General features: G+C 71.1%; 24 protein-coding genes and 1 pseudogene. 9 read left to right on the top strand and 16 right to left on the bottom strand.

The window, feature by feature from the left end; translation table 11 throughout:
* Positions 1 to 202: 202 nt before the first annotated feature.
* From AQJ91_RS01960 to AQJ91_RS01950, 4 genes and pseudogenes are all read right to left on the bottom strand, one after another.
* A complete protein-coding gene (locus AQJ91_RS01960; RefSeq protein WP_234381777.1) occupies positions 203 to 418 on the bottom strand; it encodes a hypothetical protein in 216 nt (71 codons plus the stop codon).
* A 51-nt stretch (positions 419 to 469) separates the two neighbouring features.
* Complete coding sequence (locus tag AQJ91_RS01955; RefSeq protein ID WP_067015253.1) at positions 470 to 1,201, bottom strand: DUF7873 family protein; 732 nt, start codon at positions 1,199 to 1,201, stop codon at positions 470 to 472.
* Between the two features lie 19 nt (positions 1,202 to 1,220).
* Positions 1,221 to 1,675 (bottom strand): annotated as a pseudogene (locus tag AQJ91_RS48590) (nucleotidyltransferase domain-containing protein); the annotation flags it as partial.
* A gap of 62 nt (positions 1,676 to 1,737) precedes the next feature.
* Positions 1,738 to 3,627, bottom strand: a complete 1,890-nt coding sequence (locus AQJ91_RS01950) for a toll/interleukin-1 receptor domain-containing protein (protein WP_067015252.1) — start codon at positions 3,625 to 3,627, stop codon at positions 1,738 to 1,740.
* Positions 3,628 to 3,665: 38 nt separating this feature from the next.
* On the opposite strand from AQJ91_RS01950, the gene AQJ91_RS01945 reads away from it, so the two are divergent.
* From AQJ91_RS01945 to AQJ91_RS01930, 4 genes are all read left to right on the top strand, one after another.
* Positions 3,666 to 4,274, top strand: a complete 609-nt coding sequence (locus AQJ91_RS01945; protein WP_067015251.1) for a hypothetical protein — start codon at positions 3,666 to 3,668, stop codon at positions 4,272 to 4,274.
* A 121-nt stretch (positions 4,275 to 4,395) separates the two neighbouring features.
* Positions 4,396 to 5,079: a hypothetical protein gene (locus AQJ91_RS01940; protein ID WP_234381776.1), complete on the top strand. Its 684-nt coding sequence runs from the start codon at positions 4,396 to 4,398 to the stop codon at positions 5,077 to 5,079.
* Positions 5,080 to 5,196: 117 nt separating this feature from the next.
* Positions 5,197 to 5,610 carry a RidA family protein gene (locus AQJ91_RS01935; RefSeq protein ID WP_067016086.1) on the top strand — a complete coding sequence of 138 codons (414 nt, stop codon included), beginning with the start codon at positions 5,197 to 5,199 and terminating at the stop codon, positions 5,608 to 5,610.
* Positions 5,607 to 6,056, top strand: coding sequence for a GNAT family N-acetyltransferase (locus AQJ91_RS01930; protein WP_067015250.1), 450 nt, complete (start codon positions 5,607 to 5,609; stop codon positions 6,054 to 6,056). The genes AQJ91_RS01935 and AQJ91_RS01930 overlap by 4 nt, the downstream gene beginning before the upstream one ends.
* A gap of 99 nt (positions 6,057 to 6,155) precedes the next feature.
* Here AQJ91_RS01930 and AQJ91_RS01925 read toward each other — a convergent pair whose 3' ends face one another.
* Entirely contained in the window at positions 6,156 to 6,878 is a 723-nt protein-coding gene (locus AQJ91_RS01925; protein ID WP_067016083.1) for an aspartate/glutamate racemase family protein, read from the bottom strand.
* A 5-nt stretch (positions 6,879 to 6,883) separates the two neighbouring features.
* Positions 6,884 to 8,362, bottom strand: coding sequence for an NCS1 family nucleobase:cation symporter-1 (locus tag AQJ91_RS01920; protein WP_067015249.1), 1,479 nt, complete (start codon positions 8,360 to 8,362; stop codon positions 6,884 to 6,886).
* Between the two features lie 162 nt (positions 8,363 to 8,524).
* Here AQJ91_RS01920 and AQJ91_RS01915 point away from each other — a divergent pair, with 162 nt between their 5' ends.
* Positions 8,525 to 9,184, top strand: a complete 660-nt coding sequence (locus AQJ91_RS01915) for a GntR family transcriptional regulator (RefSeq protein ID WP_067016080.1) — start codon at positions 8,525 to 8,527, stop codon at positions 9,182 to 9,184.
* A 5-nt stretch (positions 9,185 to 9,189) separates the two neighbouring features.
* Here AQJ91_RS01915 and pip read toward each other — a convergent pair whose 3' ends face one another.
* Positions 9,190 to 10,152: a prolyl aminopeptidase gene (pip, locus tag AQJ91_RS01910; RefSeq protein ID WP_067015248.1), complete on the bottom strand. Its 963-nt coding sequence runs from the start codon at positions 10,150 to 10,152 to the stop codon at positions 9,190 to 9,192.
* A gap of 37 nt (positions 10,153 to 10,189) precedes the next feature.
* Positions 10,190 to 10,885 carry a uracil-DNA glycosylase gene (locus tag AQJ91_RS01905; protein WP_067016077.1) on the bottom strand — a complete coding sequence of 232 codons (696 nt, stop codon included), beginning with the start codon at positions 10,883 to 10,885 and terminating at the stop codon, positions 10,190 to 10,192.
* A 77-nt stretch (positions 10,886 to 10,962) separates the two neighbouring features.
* On the opposite strand from AQJ91_RS01905, the gene AQJ91_RS01900 reads away from it, so the two are divergent.
* A complete protein-coding gene (locus AQJ91_RS01900) occupies positions 10,963 to 11,526 on the top strand; it encodes an RNA-binding S4 domain-containing protein (RefSeq protein WP_067015246.1) in 564 nt (187 codons plus the stop codon).
* Here the strand turns inward: AQJ91_RS01900 and AQJ91_RS01895 are convergent.
* Positions 11,520 to 11,972, bottom strand: a complete 453-nt coding sequence (locus AQJ91_RS01895) for a DoxX family protein (protein WP_067015243.1) — start codon at positions 11,970 to 11,972, stop codon at positions 11,520 to 11,522. The genes AQJ91_RS01900 and AQJ91_RS01895 overlap by 7 nt on opposite strands.
* Positions 11,973 to 12,059: 87 nt before the next feature.
* A complete protein-coding gene (locus tag AQJ91_RS01890) occupies positions 12,060 to 12,974 on the bottom strand; it encodes an acyltransferase domain-containing protein (protein ID WP_067015240.1) in 915 nt (304 codons plus the stop codon).
* A gap of 76 nt (positions 12,975 to 13,050) precedes the next feature.
* Here AQJ91_RS01890 and AQJ91_RS01885 point away from each other — a divergent pair, with 76 nt between their 5' ends.
* Positions 13,051 to 13,341: a DUF6343 family protein gene (locus AQJ91_RS01885; protein ID WP_067015237.1), complete on the top strand. Its 291-nt coding sequence runs from the start codon at positions 13,051 to 13,053 to the stop codon at positions 13,339 to 13,341.
* Between the two features lie 14 nt (positions 13,342 to 13,355).
* On the opposite strand, the gene AQJ91_RS01880 is transcribed toward AQJ91_RS01885, so the two are convergent.
* The 4 genes from AQJ91_RS01880 to rpsA form a co-directional block, all read right to left on the bottom strand.
* Complete coding sequence (locus tag AQJ91_RS01880) at positions 13,356 to 13,736, bottom strand: tetratricopeptide repeat protein (RefSeq protein WP_067015234.1); 381 nt, start codon at positions 13,734 to 13,736, stop codon at positions 13,356 to 13,358.
* Between the two features lie 49 nt (positions 13,737 to 13,785).
* A complete protein-coding gene (gene coaE / locus AQJ91_RS01875) occupies positions 13,786 to 14,412 on the bottom strand; it encodes a dephospho-CoA kinase (RefSeq protein ID WP_067015229.1) in 627 nt (208 codons plus the stop codon).
* A 56-nt stretch (positions 14,413 to 14,468) separates the two neighbouring features.
* Positions 14,469 to 15,407, bottom strand: coding sequence for a PAC2 family protein (locus AQJ91_RS01870; RefSeq protein WP_067015222.1), 939 nt, complete (start codon positions 15,405 to 15,407; stop codon positions 14,469 to 14,471).
* 140 nt (positions 15,408 to 15,547) lie between these two features.
* Positions 15,548 to 17,041 (bottom strand): 30S ribosomal protein S1, encoded by a 1,494-nt coding sequence (gene rpsA, locus AQJ91_RS01865; RefSeq protein WP_067015219.1) that lies wholly within the window; start codon positions 17,039 to 17,041, stop codon positions 15,548 to 15,550.
* A gap of 381 nt (positions 17,042 to 17,422) precedes the next feature.
* On the opposite strand from rpsA, the gene AQJ91_RS01860 reads away from it, so the two are divergent.
* The gene (locus AQJ91_RS01860) at positions 17,423 to 18,244 is read left to right on the top strand and encodes a class I SAM-dependent methyltransferase (protein ID WP_067015216.1); all 822 of its coding nucleotides are present in this window, start codon (positions 17,423 to 17,425) and stop codon (positions 18,242 to 18,244) included.
* A 91-nt stretch (positions 18,245 to 18,335) separates the two neighbouring features.
* Positions 18,336 to 20,939 (top strand): ATP-dependent helicase HrpB, encoded by a 2,604-nt coding sequence (hrpB, locus tag AQJ91_RS01855; RefSeq protein WP_067015211.1) that lies wholly within the window; start codon positions 18,336 to 18,338, stop codon positions 20,937 to 20,939.
* On the opposite strand, the gene AQJ91_RS01850 is transcribed toward hrpB, so the two are convergent.
* Positions 20,929 to 21,921: a cell envelope lipid trafficking protein PgfA gene (locus AQJ91_RS01850; protein WP_067015209.1), complete on the bottom strand. Its 993-nt coding sequence runs from the start codon at positions 21,919 to 21,921 to the stop codon at positions 20,929 to 20,931. The two genes, hrpB and AQJ91_RS01850, sit on opposite strands and share 11 nt — an antisense overlap.
* A gap of 21 nt (positions 21,922 to 21,942) precedes the next feature.
* Positions 21,943 to 22,077: an SPW_0924 family protein gene (locus tag AQJ91_RS51745; protein ID WP_107120235.1), complete on the bottom strand. Its 135-nt coding sequence runs from the start codon at positions 22,075 to 22,077 to the stop codon at positions 21,943 to 21,945.
* Between the last annotated feature and the right edge of the window lie 81 nt (positions 22,078 to 22,158).

Genomic DNA, 22,158 nt, shown 5'->3' with positions numbered 1-22,158 from the left:
ACCGCTCGTCGTACGGCTTCTGGAAGGGGCCCGACATGCTCCTCGGTACCTGGAACCTGGACCGGCCAGGCGAGGGTGGCCGGGCTGTGGACTGTGGGGTCCAAGCCAGGGTGGGTTCTTGGAAGCGGGCCCGAGGGCGTAGCCTGCCCCCGGGCCCTGTGATGCCGCCCATGTCGCACGCCGGCACGCTTGAGGGCTCAGGTCAGTCGTAATGTCGTCGCGTCCTGCCTTTGGACCACCGCACATCGAGCTGTGCGGGCCGGACTTGAACCGGCATTTCGACGTCCTGGGGCCTGAGCCCGGTCGATCCGGCGATCGGCGGCGAATGCTGAGTCTGGAGCGAGAGTCTGAGATTGACCGCGGTCTGTGCCGCGTTGATCACGACGAACTTCAGCTTCAGCTTGCGCTCCTCGCGCACCCCGGCCACCTGGGCCGGGGAGTCTTCGAGACTATCCGACTACTGCGAGTGTTACCCGAACAGGTAGCCGAACACGGCGTCCCCGACCCGCTGGTCGACGACCTCGGTGCCGTTCGCCTCCTCCCGGGCGAACTTCACGGCCTGCTGCAACTTCTCGACCCGGTCGAGGAGTTCGTTGACCCGGCGCGCCGGAAGTGCTCCGGAGAACTTCACGGTCGTCCAGTACCCGACCGGGATGTCCTCGTAGTAGACCTCGACCTGGGCCGGGTGCTTGTCGGTCGCCTCGGCCTTCACATGGTTCCGGGGCACCTTCTTGGTACGCAGCGTCCGCACCGGCTCGGTCTTCCACGCGTCGGTGGACGGGTCCTGCATCCACGACTCGGAGGCGTCGAGGACGGGCAACTTCCGTACGAAGGTGTTGAGATCGACGAGCTGCTTCTCGAGGAAGAGCAGGTAGGACACGGGAGTGTCAGCGATCAGCACACGCCCGTCCACCTCCACGTCCGCACGGGCGGTGCAGTTGGCCCAGTCCTTGGTGGCGGTCACGTCGAAGAGCCGCGTCAGGGTCGCCGCGGTCTCCCGCAGCACGTCCTCGGCCTTCACCTGCACCCGCGTCGACTCGGGCGGCAGCTGCTCGCCCTCCTCGTCCTTCGGCTGGTACGTACGTGAGATTCCGGCCAGCAACGCGGGCTTCTGCAACCCGTGGTGAGCGGCCGTCAGGTCCTGGTGCGCCTTGGACTTGATGCCCTTCTCAACTGCGATGATCTGATTGAGTTTCGCCACGTCAGGAACGCTAGCAGCGTCAATCCCGCCCGGCCGAACGATTAATTCTTGCCTTCGGGTCCGTTCGCAACCCGCTGATGATCCCGTCGCCTTCGCGCAGCCCCGCCCGCTCCAACAACCGCTTCTCATCCGCCGTCCGGCCGGTGCATGGTTGGCCTTCGCGTACGCGAGCGTGGCCAGGGCCGTCCCGTCAGCGCTCGGCGGCGGGGACGCCCAGCTTCTCCGGATAGCCCACCGGCCGTGGCAGCTCGCCCCGCAGCACCTGGTTGACCGCCGGCTCGACCACGACCAAGTAGCTGGGAATCCCGGCGAGATGGAACATCAGCGGCTCCACCACGCACCCCCGTTGAAGACGCCGCCACCCCAGCCGCCGACTTCCGACACCTCGCCCTCCCAGCCGACGGCGCGGAGGTCAGCGGGGTCGAAGGAGCCGCGGTAGTCGACGGCCAGGTCCCAGTCGCTGGCGGGGGTGTGGGATGCAGCGTAGGCAGCCGTGATCCTTGCCTCTCCGCAATTGGGTCCCGGTACCTCATACCTCAGCTCGTCGCCGCCACCCCGAAGTCCGCCCCGGAGATTCCGCCCAGCCCTTCGGCGATCCGCCGCAACGGCTCACGCAGGGCGGCCAGTTCGGTACGCATCGGCTCCGCCTCCGGCCACACCGCCTCGTGGTCGGGCGCGGCGACGTCCGCCGGGCAGCGGGCCTCGTAGGCGGCGAGGAGGGGGTGCCAGCGGCTGGTGAACGGGCGGATGACGTCGTTGATCAGGGTGTACGCCAGGCTCTGCACCGTCGGTGTACCCGTCTCCGCGCCCCGCTCCAGTCCGACGCTGTATGTGTGCAGCGTCGCCCGCGTGAAGTCGATCAGCGACTTCAGGGACGTCAGCGCCTCGCGCAGGCTGCCCGTGCCCGGTGCCAGTTCCTGCACCCCGATGCGGGTGACCAGCTCGACCTGGATGTCGAAGGCGGCCATCCGTTCCGACTCGCTGGGTGCTGCCATGGGAGCCTCCCTCCGGCTACCGGGGAAGGCCAGCGTAACCGGGTCGCGGCGGCCGCACAGGGTACGCAGGGCAGCGTGCCGCAGCGCCTCGGTGCGGGCGGGGGCCGGGTCGTGGTGATGCCAGGCGTGCAGGGTGACCGGGTGGAGGTACCAGCTGCCGTCGGCGTGGGGCGCGAGCAGGCTGCGGACGCGGAGTTCGGCGACGCCGTCGTCGGCACGCCGGTGGGCGACCGCTCTCGGCACCCGGTCGGCGGCGGCCAGCACGCGCTCGGCGTCCTCGACGGTCAGCGGCAGGGGGTGCAGGGCGGCCGCGCAGCGCAGTACGTCGGCGGCGTTCGTCGTGTCGGCGTCGCGCGCGTGGGCGCCCGTCACGTCCTCGTCGGCCAGCGCGTCGAGGAGGGAGGCGCCGCGGGCGTGCAGGCGGCCGTAGAGGGCGGACGGCTGGTGTCCGGCGCGGACGGCACGGCCGAGGAGGGCCAGGGCGAGCGGGTGCCCGTCGACCGCCTCGGCCAGCGCGTCGTCGCCGCCGACGAGCACGCGGGCGTGGGGCGCGTCGAGGGGTCCCAGGTCGACCGGTGTGCCAAGTCCGTCGTAGGCGCGGCTGCGGAGGGTGAAGAGGGTGTGGCCCTGGGGGTGCGGGGCGGCCATCGCCGCGATCTCGCGCGCGGTGAGCCGACCGGTGGGGACGCCGTCGACGATCCAGAGGAACGGTTCGCCGACGTCACCGGCGGTGGCCCGGAGGGCGTCGTCGTACGCCTGCCCGTCCAGCCAGAAGACGCCGCCCGGGTAGGCGGCCCCGAAGCGGACGGCGTACTCCTGGGCGAGCGCGGTCTTGCCGATGCCCGCCATGCCGCGGATCTGCACGGCGTGGGCGGCGGCGCGGCCGGTGACGAGGGGTGCGGCGTGGGCGTGCAGGGCGGAGTGCACCTGCCAGAGCTCGGAGAGGCGGCCGAGGAAGTCGGGGCGCGGTCGCGGCGCGCCCGGGGGACGGCGGCGTACGTCCCGCTCCTGGACGGTGACCGGGCCGGTGAGCCGCGCCACGTGCGCGTGGACGTCGGCCACGAGGGCGGCCAGGTCGTCGGCGGAGGCGTGCCGCGCGTCACGCAGTTCGACGGGGTGGATGTGGCCGGTCCCCGGCTCCGGGTTGACGACCATGACGCGGCGGCGCGGGTCGCCCTCCCCAAGTCCCGCCAGATACGCGGTGGTCAGCTCCCACTGGCAGGCCTCGCGTTCGGGGTAGCCGGTGGAGTAGAACGCCAGCAGGGCCTTGGAGCGGGCCAGTTCGCGGCGGATGGTGTCGCTGATGCCGGCGAAGGACGCGACTCCGGTCTCGTCCGTGAACACCTCGAGCCCGCCGTCGCGCAGCGCACGCGCGAGCGGACGGACCCGCTCCACATCACCGCGGCTGTAGCTGAGGAAGACGTCCCACACGGCGACTTACCCTACTGTGGGTACCGGGGAGGGCGATCATGGCACGCAGACAGCGCAGGCGGCGTGGACCGGGCGGTCCGGCGCAGGTCACGGCGAAGCTGACGATTCCGTTCGTCGGCGAGATATCGGGCACCTGGGAACCGGCCGACGCGGAGCGCAGCGCGGCCTGGGAGCTGTACCTGGAGCTGGTCACGCGCGTGTCCGTCGAGGAGCTCGATCCCGAGGAGGGCTTCCTCCGCGAGGCGTTGTCGTCCCTGTACACCTTCTTCGGGACCACCCGCGAGATCCTCCGCCGCTACGGCCCCGACATAGCCCCGCCCCTGGCCCCCGGCCACGTCAGCTTCGGCGTCCTCGCGGTCACGGTCCTCAACCGTGTCCTGCGGCCGCTCCTCTCACAGTGGCATCCCCGACTGTCCGCGTACGAGTCGCAGCGTCCGACGGGACGCGATCCCGTGGCGTACGAGCGGGCGTGGGAGCACGCCGAGGCCCTGCGCGCCGAGATCACGGCCGTACGCCAGTCACTGGTGTCGCTGGCCCGGACCCTGCAGGAAGTGGCAGGCGTCAGCGACCTGATCGACCTCCCGGCACCCCGGTCGCCACGGTCGCCCGGAACGGGGCACCCCCCCCGCAGGTCAGAGGGGTCCTGACGGTTCCGGGAGTTGAGAGACGCCTCGATCGGGGGCAGCTCCTTCCGGCTGCTTGAGGGCCATTGTCAGTGGCACGCGTTATCAATGAACTCGTCACTCAGCGTAACGACGGGGGATTGTGATGACGCCGTACGAGGGGAACCACGAGGGCCAGGGCGATGCCGGCGCGCAGGGACCGCCGCGCACTCACCTCTCGGCCGCCGGACTGCGCGCCCGTGGCTGGACCCCCGCGATGGTGCGCCAACTGCTTGGTGAACCCGATCTGATGCGCAGCGACCCGCACTTCCCCACCGCCCCGAAGACCCGTCTCTACCTCGTCGAGCGAGTCGAGGCCGCCGAGCGGAGCGAGGAGTTCCGGGCCGTGGCGGCCGCTGCCGCGCGCCGGTCCGCCGGGGCGCGGGCCGCCGCGCTGCGCAGGCGGCGCGCGGTCCTGGCAAGAATCGCGGCGGAGCCCGTCGACATGCCGCGGCTGGCCCCGCGCGAGCTGGCGGCGCTGGCGGTCGAGCACCGCAATCGCCGGGACGAGGAACGGGCGTCCTGGCGCCGGGGGCATGTGGCGGCGCCGGCCACCGTCGCGAGTGCTGAGCCGGGTGCGCTGGAGCGATGGCAGGTCGACTACCTGCGCCATCGGCTGACCCGCTACGACGAGCTCCTCGCCGAGTTGCACGGCAGCACCGGGCGCGCGGCGGCCGAGGAGCTGCTGCGGCGCCGGGTCCACGCGGCCATCGCGGAGGCGTACCCCGAGCTTGCGCAGGAGTGCGAACGGCAGCTGCGCGAACGGGAGTACGGTCCGCCCCGGGGTTGACACAGGGATGACATACCAAGCCCGGAGCGCCGGTCCGGAGGAATTCGGATGCGGACACCGGCGCGGGCACGGATGATCAGGAGGTTGTCCGCCACGCCGCCCCAGGAGTCCGCCCTCGTGATCCGTCGCGTGACCACCCCCGCCCTCTTCCCTCCGCCCACGTACTCCCACGCCTCCGTCGTCGAGGCCGGCACCAAGCTCGCCTTCCTCGCCGGGGCCGTGCCGCTCGACGCCGAGGGGAACCTCGTCGGGGCGGGGGATCCCGTACGGCAGGCCGAGCAGGTGATCGCCAACCTTGAGGAGCAACTGCGGGCGGTCGGCAGCGGCTTGGGGCACGTCCTGTACACCGACGTGTACGTCGTGAGCAGTGAGACCGCGGTGCTGTCCGCCGTCTGGGATGTCGTCGAGGCGTCCGGGCTCAGTGCCGGTCCGCACTCGTCGACGCTGCTCGGAGTGGCCTGCCTGGGGTACACGGGGCAGTTGGTGGAGATCACGGCCACGGCCGTCGTTCCGGAGGAGTCGCGTCCGTGAGGACGGTCGTCCTGCGCCGGGCCGAGGCCGCGGACGCCGAAGCGGTCGCCGGCGTCTGGCTGCGGTCCTTCGCCGCCGCGCTGCCGACCGTCGTCCGGGCCCACTCCGACGACGCGGTGCGCGCGTACTTCCGTGACGTGGTCGTGCCACGGCAGGAGACCTGGGTGGCCGAGGTGCACAGCGCCGTCGTGGGGATGATGGTCCTCGGCGAGGAGTCGTTGGAGCAGCTCTACCTCGCCCCCGCCCAGCGCGGCAGCGGCCTCGGCGACCGCTTCGTGGCACTCGCCAAGGAGCGCTGTCCGGAGGGGCTGAGCCTGTGGACCTTCCAGGTCAACCGGCCCGCCCACCGCTTCTACGAGCGCCACGGCTTCGTCGCCGTCGAGTACACGGACGGCAGCGACAACGAGGAGCGGGAGCCGGACGTGCGGTATGTGTGGCGCCCGTGAGTATCCGGACCGTTATCCCGGCACCCGCCGACCCCACCCCCGCCTCGCAGTACGTGTGGTGCCCGTGATCATCCAAAGCCGCACATTCCGGCGAGCCGGTTATCCCGGCGTCCCCCGCCCCCAGACCCGCCTCTTCGGCACCGGCTTCGCGAAGCTCCCCGCCCGGCTGGTCGTCAGCCCCAGCCCCACCAGCGACTCCGCCAGTTTCACCGCCGCCCCGACCCCGTCGACCACCGGCAGCCCCAGCTTCTCCCCCACCGCCTGCTGCAGCCCGGTCATCCCGGCACATCCGAGGACCAGCACCTCGGCGCCGGCCGCACACGCCCGCTCGGCGGCGGCCAGGAACGCCGCCTCCGTACGGGCCTCGCCCCCCAGGTCGAGGACGTTCAGCCCGGTACCCACCACCGCCGCGCAGTTCCGCCCGACCCCCGCCAGCTCCAGGCTGTCCTCGATCTGCCCGCACGACCGTTCCAGCGTGGTGACGACCCCGTACCGCCGCCCGAGCAGACACGCCAGATGCGCGGCCGCCTCCGTGATGTCGACGACCGGGACGTCCACCAGCTCCCGGACGCCCTCGCGCCCGTGCTCCCCGAAGCCGGCCATGACCACGGCGTCGTACGCGGGTCCTTCGTACGTCCGCAGCGCGTCGAGGACGGCCGCCGCCGACAGGTAACTGTCCAGCCAGCCCTCCGCCGACTCGGGCCCCCACGCGGGGGTCAGCCCGGTCACGGTGGTGCCCGGGCCTGCGGCGGCCCGGGCACCTCGTACGATCTCTTCGGTCATCTCCTGCGTGGTGTTGCAGTTGGTGACGACGATGCGCACGCCGCTCATACCTCCACGGGCTTCTCAGGGGTGACCACGGCGTCCTCCGCACGCTCGGACCGGCACAGCAGCACATACAGCCCGGCCCCCAGGGCCGTACCGATGAACCACGAGTACGGTGCCACGTCGCTGAAGGTCTTCACCAGGGCGAGTACGGCCGCGACACCCGCCGCCGGCAGGAACGCCCACAGCGCCTTGGGGTTGACGCCCTTGCGGTAGTAGTAGGGGGAGCCGGGCCGGGCGTCGAACAGCTCGTCCACGTTCACCCGGCCGCGCTTGACCCAGTAGTAGTCGACCATGATCACGCCGAACAGCGGGCCCAGGAAGGCGCCGAGGCCGCCGAGGAAGTAGTTGACGACCGTGGGGTTGGAGAAGAGGTTCCACGGGGTCACCACCAGCGCGGCCACCGTGCTGATCATGCCGCCGACCTTGAAGGTGATCTTCTGCGGCCAGACGTTGGCCAGGTCGTACGCCGGGGAGACGAAGTTGGCGACGATGTTGACGCCCATGGTGGCGATGGCGAAGGTCAGCGCGCCCAGCACCAGCACCCAGGTGTTGCCGATCTCGGCCACCAGGTAGGCCGGTTCGGTGATGGCCTTGCCGAAGACCTCGATCGAGCCGGCCGTGACGATGACCGAGACGACCACGAACGCCGTCGAGTTGATGGGCAGGCCCCAGAAGTTGCCGCGCCGGACCGTCTTGTAGTCGGGCGAGAAGCGCGAGAAGTCGCAGAAGTTGAGCATCAGCGTGCCGTAGGTGGCGAGGATCAGCCCGATCGCGCCGAACCACTGCCGCCACTGCTCACCGACGGAGACCGGGTTCGGGGTCGAGGTGAGCGAGATCGTCCAGCCGGCCTTGGCGAGGATCCACACGGCGAGCGCGATCATGACGAGCCAGATCGCCGGCCCGCAGAAGTCCTGGAACTTCCGCACCGACTCCATGCCCTGGCTGATGATCGCCGCCTGGATCAGCCACAGCGCGACGAAGGTCATCCAGCCGAGCCCGTGCAGGCCCAGGAAGGAGTTGTGCGTCCAGGACTCCAGCCCGGGCCAGGCGGCCAGCAGCATGATGTTGACCGCCACGGACGCGAGGTAGGTCTGGATGCCGTACCACATGATGGCGATCACGGCCCGGATCAGCGCCGGGATGTTGGCGCCCCAGACGCCGAAGCTGATGCGGCTGACGACGGGGAACGGGACGCCGTGGCGCTGGCCGATCTTCCCCATCCAGTTCATGCCGATGTAGATGATCACGAAGCCGACGAGCAGGGACGTGAAGACCTGCCACACGTTCATGCCGAGGACCAGCAGGCCGGCCGCGAACGTGTAGTTGCCGAGGTTGTGGACGTCGGACATCCACATGGCGAAGAGGTCGAAGACCTTCCAGTTGCGCTTGCCCGCGGGCGCGAGGTCTTCGTTGGTGAGCCGGGGATCGGGGACGAACTCCGGTGTACTGGTGGCTTCGGCATGATCGGCGAGGGACACGGGGCCTCCAGGAGCAAGGGGGACCTAGAAGGGAGCGGAGGGCTGCAGCCATTTGGTTTGGTATACCAAACAGCCGTAATGGTCCTCCCGTCAACCGTTCCGACCGATGTCGCCTTTGTTAACGCTCCGTAAAACACACCTGAGTCGGCGAAGATGGGCTTCATGAGCTCCACGACGAAGATCGAACCCCTCGGCGCCGTCCGCGAGCGCGTCCTGGCCACCCTCCGGCAGGAGATCATCGCGGGCCGCCTCCGCCCGGGCGACCGGCTCGTCGAGCGGGAGCTGGCCGACCGCTTCGGGGTCTCCCGGGTACCGGTCCGCGAGGCGATCCGCGCACTGGTCGCCGAGGGGTTCGTCCACTTCGAGACGCCACGCCGCACGGTCGTACGACGACTGACCCCGAACGACGTCAGGGAACTGTTCGAGCTGCGCGAGGCACTGGAGGTCTACGCCGCCGGGCTCGCCGCGTCGAAGGCGACACCGGCCGACCTGGCCGAGGTCGAGGAGCTCCTGGAGCGCGCGGCCGTCGCGACCGAGGCCGGGGACGCCGAAGTGATCACGGACGTCAACAGCCGTCTGCACGACCGCATCGTGGCCATGGCGGGCAACAGCCTGCTGATAGCCGCCCTCGAACCGGTCGCCGGCCGGCTGCGCTGGATGACCCGGCGCAACGAGGAGTGGCCCCAACTACTGGTGGAACACCGCGAGTTGTACGAGGCGATCGCCTCCGGCGACCCGGAACGGGCCCGCGCGCACGCGCTCACCCACGTGCGGACCAACTACCGGTCGACGGTACGGCAGTTGTTCGAGGACGCCGAGTAAGTCTCCTAGCGCACCGCGTACTTGTCCGTCGCCGCCACGAGCGCCGCCGCGACACCCGGCGCGCCCGCGTTGTGGCCGACGTCGTCCACGACGACCAGCTCACTCCCGGGCCAGGCGTGCCGGAGCCGCCAGACGACGCCGAGCAGGTTCCCGAAGTCGAGGCTGCCCTGCACCAGCGTGCCCGGGATGTCCTTCAGCAGCGGCGCGTCCCGCAGGACCACGCCCTCGTCGTTGCCCTCGCCCAGGAAGTGGTCGTTGCCGAAGTAGTGCGTGACAGTGCGGGCGAAGGCCATACGGAACCTCGGGTCCTCGTACCGCGGGACGGACCGCGGCGGCGCGGGAACGCAGGCCGTCTCCCAGTCCGTCCAGGCCCGCGCCGCCCGCGCCCGCACCTCGGGATCGGGCGACTCGATCAGCCGGTTGCAGGCGGCGGCGAGGTCGCCGTCCCGCTCGTCGGCGGGCAGTTCCGCCAGGAACCGTTCGAAGGCCTCCGGGAAGATCTGCCCAAGTCCCCTGGTCAGCAGGGCCACTTCGGCACTCGCCGCGGTCGCGACCCCGGTCAGCACCAGCTCGGACACGACTGCCGGATGCGTCTGCGCGTACCGCAGCCCCAGCACCGACCCCCATGACACGCCCCACACCAGCCACCGCTCGATCCCCAGATGCCGCCGCAGCAGCTCCAGATCGGCGAGCAGATGAGCGGTCGTGTTCACGCTCATGTCCGTGTCGTACACGCTCGCGTGCGGCGTCGAACGCCCGCACCCGCGCTGGTCGAGCAGCACGATCCGGTACGCGGCGGGGTCGAACAGCCGCCGGAAGTACGGCGTGCAGCCGGATCCCGGCCCGCCGTGCAGCACCACCGCCGGCTTGCCCCGCGGGTTTCCGCAGGTCTCCCAGTAGACGCGGTTGCCGTCACCGGCGTCGAGCATGCCGTGGTCGTACGGTTCGATCTCCGGGTAGAGAGCCATCAGGGCACCGTAACGCCCGGACGTCCGTCCCGTCGCCTCAATTCCCGGCCCCCGGCCCCGCCGCCTCCGCCGCCGTGCGCAGCACCTCGCGCAGCATCGCGGGCGTCAGCCGCCCGGTGAAGGTGTTCCGCTGGCTGACGTGGAAGCACCCGAAGAGGTCGATCCCGTCGAGCGGAACCCGCACCCCGTGCCCGAAGGCGGGCCGCGGCCTCGGCACGCTCCACCCCGCCTCCGCCAGCGCGGGCAGCGTCGCCTGCCAGCCGAAGGCGCCCAGGACGACCACCGCCCGCAGGGTCGGCCGCAGCAGCCGCAGCTCCCGCACCAGCCAGGGCCGGCAGGTGTCCCGCTCCCCCGGGGTGGGCTTGTTGGCGGGCGGGGCGCAGTGCACGGGCGAGGTGACGCGGACGCCGTACAGCTCCAGACCGTCATCCGCCCCGACGGAGGTGGGCTGCGACGCCAGACCCACGTCGTACAGCGCCTGGTACAGCACGTCTCCCGACCGGTCCCCGGTGAACATCCGCCCGGTCCGATTGCCGCCGTGCGCCGCCGGGGCGAGCCCGACGATCAGCAGCCGGGCGTCCGGCGGCCCGAAGCCCGGCACCGGCCGCCCCCAGTACGTCTGGTCGGCGAAGGCGGTACGCCTGGTACGGGCCACCTCCTCACGCCAGGCCACCAGCCGCGGGCAGGCCCGGCAGCCCGCGACCCGCCGGTCGAGATCGGCCAGTGCGTCCATGGCACCACCGTAGAGCCGGGCCATGAGTGCCGGGAAATTCCCCCGGTGCACCTGGTCCGGGGGATTAAGGTCGAGGCATGGCTTCCGAGGGTGACCAGGACAGGAACGGCGGGACGGCCGGCGCTCAGGACGCCGTCGATGCGAAGACGGCCGACGACAAGGACACGGCTGTGGACCCGAAGATCGCCGCCGCTGTGGCCGCCGCCGAGGCCGCCGGGCCGCAGAGCGGCGAGACCGTGCGCATCGACAGCTGGATCTGGGCCGTACGCCTGGTCAAGACCCGCTCCATCGGCGCCACCGCCTGCAAGGGCGGCCATGTGCGCGTGAACGGCGAGCGGGTCAAGCCCGCCCACACCGTGCGCGTCGGCGACGAGGTCCGGCTCCGGCACGAGAACCGGGAGCGGATCGTCATCGTCAAGCGCCTGATCCGCAAGCGCGTCGGCGCCCCGGTCGCGGTCCAGTGCTACGTCGACAACTCGCCGCCCCCGCCACCGCGCGAGGCCGCCGCCCCGGCCGGCATCCGCGACCGCGGCGCGGGCCGGCCGACCAAGCGGGACCGCCGGGAGCTGGAACGCCTGCGCGCGCTGCGCGGACTCGGCGGACCGGGGCAACCCGGCGGTGGACGTCCCGAGGTTCACTGACCGGACCGTCGTCGGACCAGTCGCAGCAGATCCGCGTTGTGCCCGCGCCGCGCGTACGCGACGAGGGCGAGCGGCACGATCAGGATGAGCGGTGTGGCCGCGTTCTCGCCCTCGAAGACCGTGACCTGGACGACGAACGCGCCCACCATCAGCGCGCTCAGCGCCACCGCGGACACCGACTGCAGCACCGGGATCAACAGGGCGATCGCACCGGCCAGTTCGAGGACACCGATGGTGTACATCCCCGCGCTGCCCCAGCCCATCTCGTCGAAGCCCTCGGCGGCCGAGGGGTGTGCGATCAGCTTGGGCAGGGCGCTCGCGATCGCGTAGAACAGGGCGAGCAGCACCTGCAGGCCGCGCAGGGCGACACGGGCGCGGCGGCCACGGGCGGTCGCGGGCTCGGCGACGACGGTGCCGGACCTGAGCGGGGCGGTGGTCTCGGACATGAGGGTCTCCTGTGGGAAGCGGTCCGTGGTGCTGTCACAGGGATGGACCGGGGCATGCTCCGGAACTCATCGCCGTACGCCGGAATTTCACTCGCGACCGCCGAACGGGAACCACCCGTGCCCGATGTACCAGTGCCCTCCCGCCCGCAGATGGTCCCCCACGGCCCGCTCCACCGCCGTACGCCGCGGCAGCTCCTGGACCGGCAGCTCCGGGTCGCCGAACACGAACTGGACGGGCTCGGTGTCGGTCGGCTCGGCGTCCGCGCGGGAGATCCGGAACCGCTCCTGGAAGCGCACGATGTTGGAGTCCGCCGTCAGGTACCGCTTCAACTGCCCGTCCAGCAGCCAGGAGTGGCAGACCACCGCCGGGAAGGACTCCTCCGGATAGTGCAGGGCGAAGAACTCCCGGGCCAGCACCAGGGACCGGTCGCAGGCGGCCGGGGACAGCGGGCCGTGGAAGTCGGGGACGTGCAGGTTCAGACAGGGCTCCCCCGGCGCCAGGTCCAGCCCGGCCGCGGCGAGCCCCGGCGCCGAACGCCGCCCCAGCCGCGCCCGCTCGAACTGCAGCCGCCCCAGCTGGTACAACTCACCGCGGAAGTGATGGGCGAGCCACCCCGGGGCCTGTACGCCGACCAGGCCGTACCGCCTGCGATGCACGGCCATGTTCCGTCCGAGATCGGCGAGGGTACGCCGGGAGACGTCGGCGGGGATGCCACGCTCGCGGTGGTACGTGCGTGTGTAGGGCAGCGCCGCGACGAACACGTACACGGGGAAGCAGCGCTGCAGGGCGCCCGACGCCCAGTCGAGCCCGGACAAGTCGGCCGGGCCGTCGCCGATCTCCCCGACGCCCCGGACGAGCTCGTCGACCGACGCCTCCAGGAACCGCAGCAGCTCCGGGTCGTCCGTCACCCGTCGGCGCATCCGTACGAGTTCGTTGATGTCCTCGTGCGGTATCGCGAGGTCCAGCAGCACCTCGGCCAGCTCATCGCCATACGGCAGCACGCGCGTCCCCCTGTTCAGACCCCTTTGTGAACGTCCGCAACGAAGAGTACGTTCCGAAGCAGGAGTAGTGGTCCCGATGCGTACGGGCAGTGAGCCGGCGACAGCGCGCAGTGCACTGCGGCTGCGGTTCTGGCTGAGCCTGTGGGGGCTGCTCTGGGCGACCTTCGGGACGGCCGCGTTCACGCTCGCCGGACGGCCCGGGTGGGCCGCCGCCTGCGGGGTGCTGTGGCTGGTCGTCACCATCGACATGGCCATGATCCTCAGACACATCCGCCAGGGCCCGCACTACCAGCCGGGCCGTGACGTCCCGCCGTACCGCCCGATCGAGGACCATCCCTACCGTCCACCGGAGGACCGGAGCCCTTAGGGCCTGTCCGCCGCTCAGGAGCCGAACCGGGCCGCCTTCAGGTACTCCGGGTTCGGGTCCAGCGCGGCCGCCAGACGGAAGTGCCGCTTGGACAGGTCGTGCCGCCCCTGGCGCTCGTAGGTGCGGGCGAGCGCGAAGTGCGCGAACGCGTTGTCCGGCTCGCGCTCCAGGACGATGGTGAACTCCAGCTCGGCGGGCCGCAGTTGCGCGCCCGCGAAGAAGGCCCGCGCGCGCAGCAGCCGGGCCGCGGTGTTCTCCGGGTGCGCGGCGATGACCTCGTCGAGCAGCTTCACCGCGCCCCGCGGATCACGTGCGGCGAGCAGATGCTCGGCGGCACGGAAGTCGATGACATGGGTCTCCGGAGTACGTCCGGTCGAACCGCTGGTCTCGGGCACGGCAGAGTCCTTCCCTCACTGGAAGGGTTCAACGCCCCTCCTGGGGACGCTATTCCTGAGGCCGCCGGGGCTCCTGGGACGCGTGTGCCCTGCGTACGAGCTCGTCCCATACGTCCCTCACACGCCGCCGGAGGTCTTCCAGCGGTACGTCGTTGTCGATGACGACGTCCGCGATCTCCAGGCGCTTCTCGCGGGTCGCCTGCGCGGCCATACGCGCGCGTGCGTCCTCCTCGGTCATGCCGCGCAGCCGGACCAGCCGGTCCAGCTGGGTCTCAGTGCCGGCGTCGACGACGACCACGACGTCGTACAGCGGTGCGAGGCCGTTCTCCGTGAGGAGCGGGACGTCATGGACGACGACGGCGTCCTCGGCGGCGGCCTGTTCGAGCTCGCGGGAGCGGGCGCCGACCAGGGGGTGCACGATCGAGTTCAGTACGGCGAGCTTGTCCGGGTCGGCGAAGACGATGGAGCCGAGTCGGGGCCGGTCCAGGCTGCCGTCCGGGGCGAGCACCTCCTCGCCGAAGGCCTCGACGACCGCGGCGAGCCCGGGGGTCCCGGGCGCGACGACCTCGCGCGCGATACGGTCCGCGTCGATCAGCACGGCCCCGCACTCGACGAGCAGCCGCGACACCTCGCTCTTGCCGGCGCCGATGCCACCGGTGAGGCCTACCTTCAGCATGAGCGGAAGCTTAGGCCCTGCCACTGACATCAACACCCGGCAGGCCTGATCGGCCCTCAGCCCTCGCCCTCCCGCTCCGCCAGGAACCGCTCGAACTCCTGCCCGATCTCGTCCGCGGACGGGATCTCCACCGGCTCGGCGAGCATGTTGCCCCGGGTCTCCGCGCCCGCGGCGGCGTCGTACTGGTGCTCCAGGCCCTGGACGAGCGCGGTGAGTTCCTCGTCGCCCTCCTGGATCTGCCGGTCGATCTCGGTCTGTGTGCGGTGCGCGTCCGTGCGCAGGGCGTGTGCGATGCCCGGCAGGACCAGTCCGGTGGCCGCCGTGATGGACTCCAGGACGGTCAGCGCCGCGTCCGGGTAGGGCGAGCGGGCGATGTAGTGCGGGACGTGCGCGGCGACGCCCAGGACGTCGTGTCCGGCCTCCATGAGGCGGTACTCGACGAGCGCCTCGGCGCTGCCGGGTACCTGCGCCTCCTCGAAGGGGCTGCGGTGGCCCGGGACGAGGTCGTTGCGGTTGCCGTGCGGGGTCAGGCCCACGGGTCGGGTGTGCGGGACGCCCATGGGGATGCCGTGGAAGTTCACCGACAGACGGACGCCGAGCCGCTCCACGATCTGCTGGACAGCCGCGGCGAAGCGCTCCCACTCCACGTCCGGTTCGGGCCCGGACAGCAGCAGGAAGGGCGCGCCGGTGGCGTCCTGGACGAGCCGCACCTCGATCGTGGGCTCCTCGTAGTCGGCCCAGGCGTCGCGCTTGAAGGTCAGCAGCGGGCGGCGGGCCCGGTAGTCGACGAGCCGGTCGTGGTCGAACCGTGCGACGACCTGGTGGGGCAGCGAGTCGAGGAGCCGGTCGACGATCTGGTCGCCGGTTTCGCCCGCGTCGATGTATCCGTCGAAGTGGTAGAGCATGACAAGACCGGCCGATTCCTGTGCGAGCGCCATGTCGACGACAGCCAGGCCCTTCGGCTCCCATGCGTACAAACCCTGCGGATCAAGCACTGTGACCGCTCCTCCTCGTGTTCGTACTGCACAACGTGGTGCAGACCGAGGGCATTCCCATCGGACGCCCCGAACACGTCTGAGGGGCCGTACCTTTCCAGGTACGGCCCCTCAGTCAGGAGCTACAGCTCAGTGAGCGTTCAGCTCTGGCCACCGGCCAGCTTCTCGCGGAGCGCGGCGAGCGCCTCGTCCGAAGCCAGGGCACCGGAGGTGTCCGCGCCCTCGGAGGAGTACGAACCGCCACCGGAGGCGGCCGGAGCGGCAGCCTCGCCACCCTCGGCGGCAGCGGCAGCGTCGGCCTCGCGGGACTTGATGACCTGCTGCTGGTGCTGCTCGAAGCGGGTCTGCGCCTCGGCGTACTGGCGCTCCCACTCCTCACGCTGCTTCTCGTAGCCCTCGAGCCAGTCGTTGGTCTCGGGGTCGAAGCCCTCGGGGTAGATGTAGTTGCCCTGGTCGTCGTACGACGCGGCCATGCCGTACAGGGTCGGGTCGAACTCGACCGAGGCCGGGTCGGCACCGAAGGACTCGTTGGCCTGCTTCAGCGAGAGGCTGATGCGACGGCGCTCGAGGTCGATGTCGATGACCTTGACGAAGATCTCGTCGTTGACCTGGACGACCTGCTCCGGGATCTCCACGTGGCGCTCGGCCAGCTCGGAGATGTGGACCAGACCCTCGATGCCCTCGTCCACGCGGACGAACGCACCGAACGGAACCAGCTTCGTGACCTTGCCGGGCACGACCTGGCCGATCTGGTGGGTGCGGGCGAACTGCTGCCACGGGTCTTCCTGGGTCGCCTTCAGCGACAGGGAGACACGCTCGCGGTCCATGTCGACGTCGAGGACCTCGACGGTGACTTCCTGGCCGACCTCGACCACCTCGGAGGGGTGGTCGATGTGCTTCCAGGACAGCTCGGAGACGTGGACCAGACCGTCGACGCCACCCAGGTCCACGAAGGCACCGAAGTTGACGATCGAGGAGACGACGCCGGAACGGACCTGACCCTTCTGGAGGGTCGTGAGGAACGTCTGGCGGACCTCGGACTGGGTCTGCTCCAGCCAGGCACGGCGGGACAGGACCACGTTGTTGCGGTTCTTGTCCAGCTCGATGATCTTCGCCTCGAGCTCCTTGCCCACGTACGGCTGGAGGTCGCGAACGCGGCGCATCTCGACGAGGGAGGCCGGCAGGAAGCCACGGAGGCCGATGTCGAGGATGAGACCACCCTTGACGACCTCGATGACGGTACCGGTGACGATTCCGTCTTCTTCCTTGATCTTCTCGATCGTGCCCCAGGCACGCTCGTACTGAGCGCGCTTCTTGGACAGGATGAGGCGGCCTTCCTTGTCCTCCTTCTGGAGGACCAGGGCCTCGATCTCATCGCCCACGGCGACGACCTCGTTCGGGTCGACGTCGTGCTTGATGGAGAGTTCGCGGCTCGGGATAACGCCTTCGGTCTTGTAACCGATGTCGAGCAGGACCTCGTCCCGGTCGACCTTCACGATGACGCCGTCGACGATGTCGCCGTCGTTGAAGTACTTGATCGTCTCGTCGATCGCGGCGAGGAAAGCTTCCTCGTTACCGATGTCGTTGACCGCTACCTGCGGGGTGGTTGCGGTGGTCTCGGTGCTGCTCGTCATGTGGGAAAGGGCTCCGGTACGGACATTGAAGTCGTAGGTACTGCTACGCCGGGAGCCCGTATCGCTCTGAAGAAGCCGGACAGCCTAGGAAGCGCCCCACCGACACTGGTGGTGGCGCCTCGACAACCGAGGGGACATACAACAGATGCGAGCGCAGCCTGCTACGTCTGAGGTGCGCAGGCCCGCAGCGCAACTTGTAGCATACGGGGGCAGCCGGGCAGGGTCAATGCGCGAAGGCGCACACCCGGGGCGGATCGCCGCATTCCCGGCACAAGAACTGTCTCTTGAGGCCACGCGGCCCCAAGACACCCCTCTTGTGACACCAAGGGGACAGGGCGTCGCCAGAGAAGGTGACGGAAGAGTACGACGAGGGAGCCGATCATCCAAGAGCCCGAATCCTCCGAGGCCGCGTTCGAGCCGGAGGCCACCCGACGCGCCGCCGGTGTCGCGGAGAGCTCCCGGGCGAACCGGGGCTGGTGGGACCGCAACGCGGACGAGTATCAGGTCGAACACGGCACGTTCCTCGGCGACGACCGGTTCGTGTGGGGTCCCGAGGGCCTCGACGAGGTCGAGGCGGAGCTCCTCGGTCCGCCGGAGGAGCTGAAGGGCAGGAACGTCCTGGAGATCGGCGCCGGCGCGGCCCAGTGCTCGCGCTGGCTGGCCGCGCAGGGTGCCCGTCCGGTCGCGCTCGACATCTCCCACCGCCAGCTGCAGCACGCGCTCCGCATCGGCGGATCGTTCCCTCTGGTGTGCGCGGACGCGGGTTCGCTGCCCTTCGGGGACGCCTCCTTCGACCTGGCGTGTTCGGCGTACGGGGCGCTGCCGTTCGTCGCGGACCCGGTGCTGGTGCTGCGCGAGGTGCGCCGTGTCCTGCGCCCGGGCGGGCGGTTCGTGTTCTCGGTGACGCACCCGATCCGCTGGGCGTTCCCGGACGAGCCCGGCCCGGAGGGGCTGAGCGTCTCGGGCTCGTACTTCGACCGCACGCCGTACGTCGAGCAGGACGACCAGGGCCGCGCGGTCTACGTCGAGCACCACCGGACGGTCGGCGACCGGGTGCGGGACGTCGTGGCGGCGGGCTTGCGGCTGGTGGACCTGGTGGAGCCGGAGTGGCCGGCCTGGAACACGGCCGAGTGGGGCGGCTGGTCGCCGTTGCGCGGGCATCTGATCCCGGGGACGGCGATCTTCGTGTGCGAGCGGGACTGAGGCGACCGTAAGGACTGCACGCGCGCGTGGGCGCGTTTTCGCGTGCACGCGCGCGTAGGGGGCGGTTTCCCAGGCGTACGACACTAGGGGCGTGATCCGTTACGACGCTCTGGACGCGCTGCCCGTACGCACCGCCCTGCCCGGTCTGACCGATGCCCTGGAGGGGCACGGCACCGCCGTGCTGGTCGCGCCGCCCGGCACCGGCAAGACGACGTTGGTGCCGCTGGCGCTGGCGGGGCTGCTCGGTGAGGGGCAGGCCCGGCGGGTCGTCGTCGCCGAGCCGCGGCGGATCGCGGCCCGGGCCGCCGCGCGGCGGATGGCGTGGCTGCTGGGCGAACAGGTCGGCCGGAGCGTCGGGTACACGGTGCGCGGGGAGCGGGTCGTCGGGCGGCACGCACGCGTGGAGGTCGTCACGACCGGTGTGCTGCTGCAACGGCTGCAGCGCGACCAGGAACTGGCGGGCGTGGACGTGGTGGTGCTCGACGAGTGCCATGAGCGGCATCTGGACGCGGACACGGTGGCGGCGTTCCTGTGGGACGTGCGGGAGACACTGCGGCCGGAGCTGCGGCTGGTGGCGGCGTCGGCGACGACGGACGCGGAGGGCTGGGCGCGGCTGCTGGGCGGGGCGCCGGTGGTCGCGGCGGAGGGTGTCTCGCACCCGGTGGAGGTGGTGTGGGCGCCGTCGGCCCGTCCGGTGCGGCCGCCGCACGGGATGCGGGTCGACCCCGCGCTGCTGACGCACGTGGCGTCGACGGTCCGGCGGGCGCTGGCGGAACGGTCGGGGGACGTGCTGTGTTTCCTGCCGGGCGTCGGGGAGATCGCGCGGGTCGCCGGGCAGCTGGGTGAACTGGGCGGTGTGGAGGTGCTCCAGGTGCACGGGCGGGCGCCGGCGGCCGTGCAGGACGCGGTGCTGGCCGGCGGGGCGCGGCGCCGGGTGGTGCTGGCGACGTCGGTGGCGGAGTCGTCGCTGACGGTGCCCGGGGTGCGGGTGGTCGTCGACTCCGGGCTGGCCCGGGAGCCTCGGGTGGATCACACGCGGGGGCTGAGCGCGTTGGCGACGGTCCGGGCGTCGCAGGCGGCCGGGCGGCAGCGGGCGGGGCGGGCCGGGCGTGAGGCGCCGGGTGCGGTGTACCGCTGCTGGGCGGAGGCCGAGGACGCGCGTCTGCCGCGTTTTCCGTCTCCGGAGATCAAGGTGGCCGACCTGACGACGTTCGCGTTGCAGGTGGCGTGCTGGGGAGATCCCGAGGCGGGCGGGCTGGCGTTGCTGGACGCGCCGCCGGGCGGGGCGATGGCGGCGGCCCGGTCGGTGTTGTCGGCGATCGGGGCGGTGGACTCCGTCGGGCGGGCCACGGAGCGGGGTGGGCGTCTGGCTCGGCTGGGGTTGCATCCCCGGCTGGGGCGGGCGTTGTTGGATGCGGCTCCGTTGGTCGGTGTAGAGCGGGCCTCGGAGGTTGTCGCGTTGTTGAGCGAGGAGGCGCCGCGGGAGTACGGGGATGATCTGGCGGCTGCTCTGCGGGGTGCGCGGCGTGGGGGTGACGCCTATGCGACGCGGTGGCGTGCTGAGGCGCGGCGGCTGCGGGCCGTCTCGACGGACATTTCCCACCCGCACACCCGTGGCTGTCTTCCGGTGGAGGTGAACGTCGAGGTCTCGGCGGGTGCCGTAGCCGACGATGCGGCCGGCGGCGTGGGCCCGTCGCGGGCGACTCGGTGGGCCACCGCCGGGGAGGACAGCCTCGTAGGACTCGTTGCCGCTCTGGCCTTCCCCGAGCGTGTCGCCAAAGCCGACGGCGGTTCCTACCTCATGCTCTCCGGGACCCGCGCCGAGGCCGGGGACGGTAGCGGGCTGCGCGGAGCCCCCTGGATCGCCGTGGCCGTGGCCGACCGCCCCGTCGGGAAGGGGCACGCGCGTGTGCGGCTCGGGGCCGTGGTCGACGAGGAGGTCGCGCGGTTCACGGCGGGGGCGCTGCTCGACGAGCGGGACGAGGTGCACTGGGTCGACGGAGACGTCGTCGCGCGGCGCGTGGAGCGGCTGGGAGCCGTTGAGCTGGCGGTGCGGCTGATCAGAAACCCCGACCCCGTTCTCGTACGCGACGCGCTTCTCGAGGGGCTGCGGCGCGAGGGGTTCCGTCTGTTGCGCTGGTCCGCCGACGCCGGCGTACTGCGGCAGCGGCTCGCGTTTCTGCGTCTGCGGCTCGGTGAGCCCTGGCCCGATGTGTCCGACGACGCCCTCCACGCGCGCGTGGACGAGTGGCTGGAGCCCGAGCTCGGGCGGGCCCGGCGGCGTGCCGATCTCGCGCGGATCGACGCGGGCGGCGCGCTCGGCCGGCTGCTGCCCTGGGCGTCCGGGGAGGCGGCGCGGCTGGACGAGCTCGCGCCGGAGCGGATCGCCGTGCCCAGTGGGTCCAGGATCCGGATCGACTACGGCAATCCCGAACAGCCTGTTCTCGCCGTGAAGTTGCAGGAGATGTTCGGGCTGGCGCAGTCGCCGTCCGTCGCGGGCGTGCCGCTGCTCGTGCATCTCCTCTCCCCCGCCGGGCGGCCCGCCGCCGTCACCGCCGACCTCGCCTCCTTCTGGAAGGACGGCTACAAGGGCGTACGGTCGGAGCTGCGCGGCCGTTATCCGAAGCATCCGTGGCCCGAGGACCCGGCCGCCGCCGAGCCGACCCGGTACACCAACGCTCGGCTCAGGCGCTGACCGGCTCGGGTTCGGCGGACTCGGCGGGTCGCGGGTCCGCCGGGCGGCGGCTTCTCGCCTCCAGGTAGAGGGAGAGGGCCAGGAGCAGGCCGCCGAGCAGCAGGAAGCCCCAGGGCAGGTACGACGTCATCAGCAGGACCAGGACGCGCTGGGAGTTGACCAGGTTCACGGTGTGGTCGATGTAGTCCTCGCGCATCTTGACGTGGCCCGCGAACGCCGTCACCTTGTCGCGGTCGCCGAGGAGGGTGCCGCCGCGGAGTTCCTCCTTGTGGATCTCCTCGCCGTAGACGGGGGCGCCGGTGACCGGTTCGACCCAGAACTTGCGGACCGTGGTGTACCAGCGGGTCGTGCCGGTCTTGGCGACGGACTCCGGTGTGATGCCCTCGACGGGCATCGTCTTGGGGAGTTTCACGTTGGTCCAGGGGATGGTCTGCTCGAAGTAGTAGACCTCTACGCCGCGGAAGTCCTGGGTGCCCCGGTAGTGGATGGGGGCGGTCACGCGGGCCTGGGCGTCGAAGTACTCGTAGTCCCGTTTCTCCGTCAGGAACGGCCATTTGAACTCGATGCCCTCGCGCCTGACCGGGTCGCCGTCGACCATCTCGCCGGTGGCGTGGACGGGTTCCTGGGTGTGGGCGTCGAAGATGTACCGCTCGGGGATCCTGGAGACCATCTTGCCGTCGGGGCCGACGACGTACGACAGGCCGTCCCAGACGACGACGTCGCGGCCCGCGGTCTTCTCGATCTTCTCGGAGGCCTCGACGTTGCCCTTGAGGGTCTGCACGATGGTGACCTTGGAGACCTTCTTCGCCTTCATCGTGCCGTAGTCGAGGAGGGTGGCGTCCTTCGCCTCCAGGACCATGTCCTGGTACTGGCCGGCGGGGATCTTGGCGAGGCGGGGGAAGGCGTACCAGCGCAGCATCGGGGACAGCGCGGCGAAGAACACGGCGAGGGCGAGCAGGATCAGACTGGCCTTGCGGCGCATGTCGGGCTCCCTCCCGGGCGGTTACGGGTGTGCCGGCACCGTCGTCAGCAGCGGCTTGGGGGACGTCTCGCCCGCCGGGGTGCCGAGGGCGGTGAGCGTGAGGACCAGGGCGAGCGCGACGGCGAGACCGGTCGCGGCGGCGATCAGGGCGCGCATACGGGCCTCCCGGAGCCGGCACTGGAACTGATGCATCGTCAGGTTCGGCACCGTAGCAACGGGCGGGTGAGATGAGAACAG

This window comes from Streptomyces dysideae (assembly GCF_001514305.1).
GTDB classification, from domain to species: domain Bacteria; phylum Actinomycetota; class Actinomycetes; order Streptomycetales; family Streptomycetaceae; genus Streptomyces; species Streptomyces dysideae.
The sequence above is the reverse complement of the archived record's forward strand: the minus strand, read 5'-3'. Positions and strand labels throughout refer to the sequence as shown.

Excerpts from the sequence above, each read along its gene's own strand:
- AQJ91_RS01945 (WP_067015251.1), top strand. The coding sequence starts at position 3,666 with ATGGCACGCAGACAGCGCAGGCGGCGTGGACCGGGCGGTCCGGCGCAG.
- AQJ91_RS01940 (WP_234381776.1), top strand. The coding sequence starts at position 4,396 with ATGACGCCGTACGAGGGGAACCACGAGGGCCAGGGCGATGCCGGCGCG.
- AQJ91_RS01915 (WP_067016080.1), top strand. The coding sequence starts at position 8,525 with ATGAGCTCCACGACGAAGATCGAACCCCTCGGCGCCGTCCGCGAGCGC.
- pip (WP_067015248.1), bottom strand. The coding sequence starts at position 10,152 with ATGGCTCTCTACCCGGAGATCGAACCGTACGACCACGGCATGCTCGAC.
- AQJ91_RS01905 (WP_067016077.1), bottom strand. The coding sequence starts at position 10,885 with ATGGACGCACTGGCCGATCTCGACCGGCGGGTCGCGGGCTGCCGGGCC.
- AQJ91_RS01900 (WP_067015246.1), top strand. The coding sequence starts at position 10,963 with ATGGCTTCCGAGGGTGACCAGGACAGGAACGGCGGGACGGCCGGCGCT.
- AQJ91_RS01895 (WP_067015243.1), bottom strand. The coding sequence starts at position 11,972 with ATGTCCGAGACCACCGCCCCGCTCAGGTCCGGCACCGTCGTCGCCGAG.
- AQJ91_RS01885 (WP_067015237.1), top strand. The coding sequence starts at position 13,051 with ATGCGTACGGGCAGTGAGCCGGCGACAGCGCGCAGTGCACTGCGGCTG.
- coaE (WP_067015229.1), bottom strand. The coding sequence starts at position 14,412 with ATGCTGAAGGTAGGCCTCACCGGTGGCATCGGCGCCGGCAAGAGCGAG.
- rpsA (WP_067015219.1), bottom strand. The coding sequence starts at position 17,041 with ATGACGAGCAGCACCGAGACCACCGCAACCACCCCGCAGGTAGCGGTC.
- AQJ91_RS01850 (WP_067015209.1), bottom strand. The coding sequence starts at position 21,921 with ATGCGCCGCAAGGCCAGTCTGATCCTGCTCGCCCTCGCCGTGTTCTTC.
- AQJ91_RS51745 (WP_107120235.1), bottom strand. The coding sequence starts at position 22,077 with ATGCGCGCCCTGATCGCCGCCGCGACCGGTCTCGCCGTCGCGCTCGCC.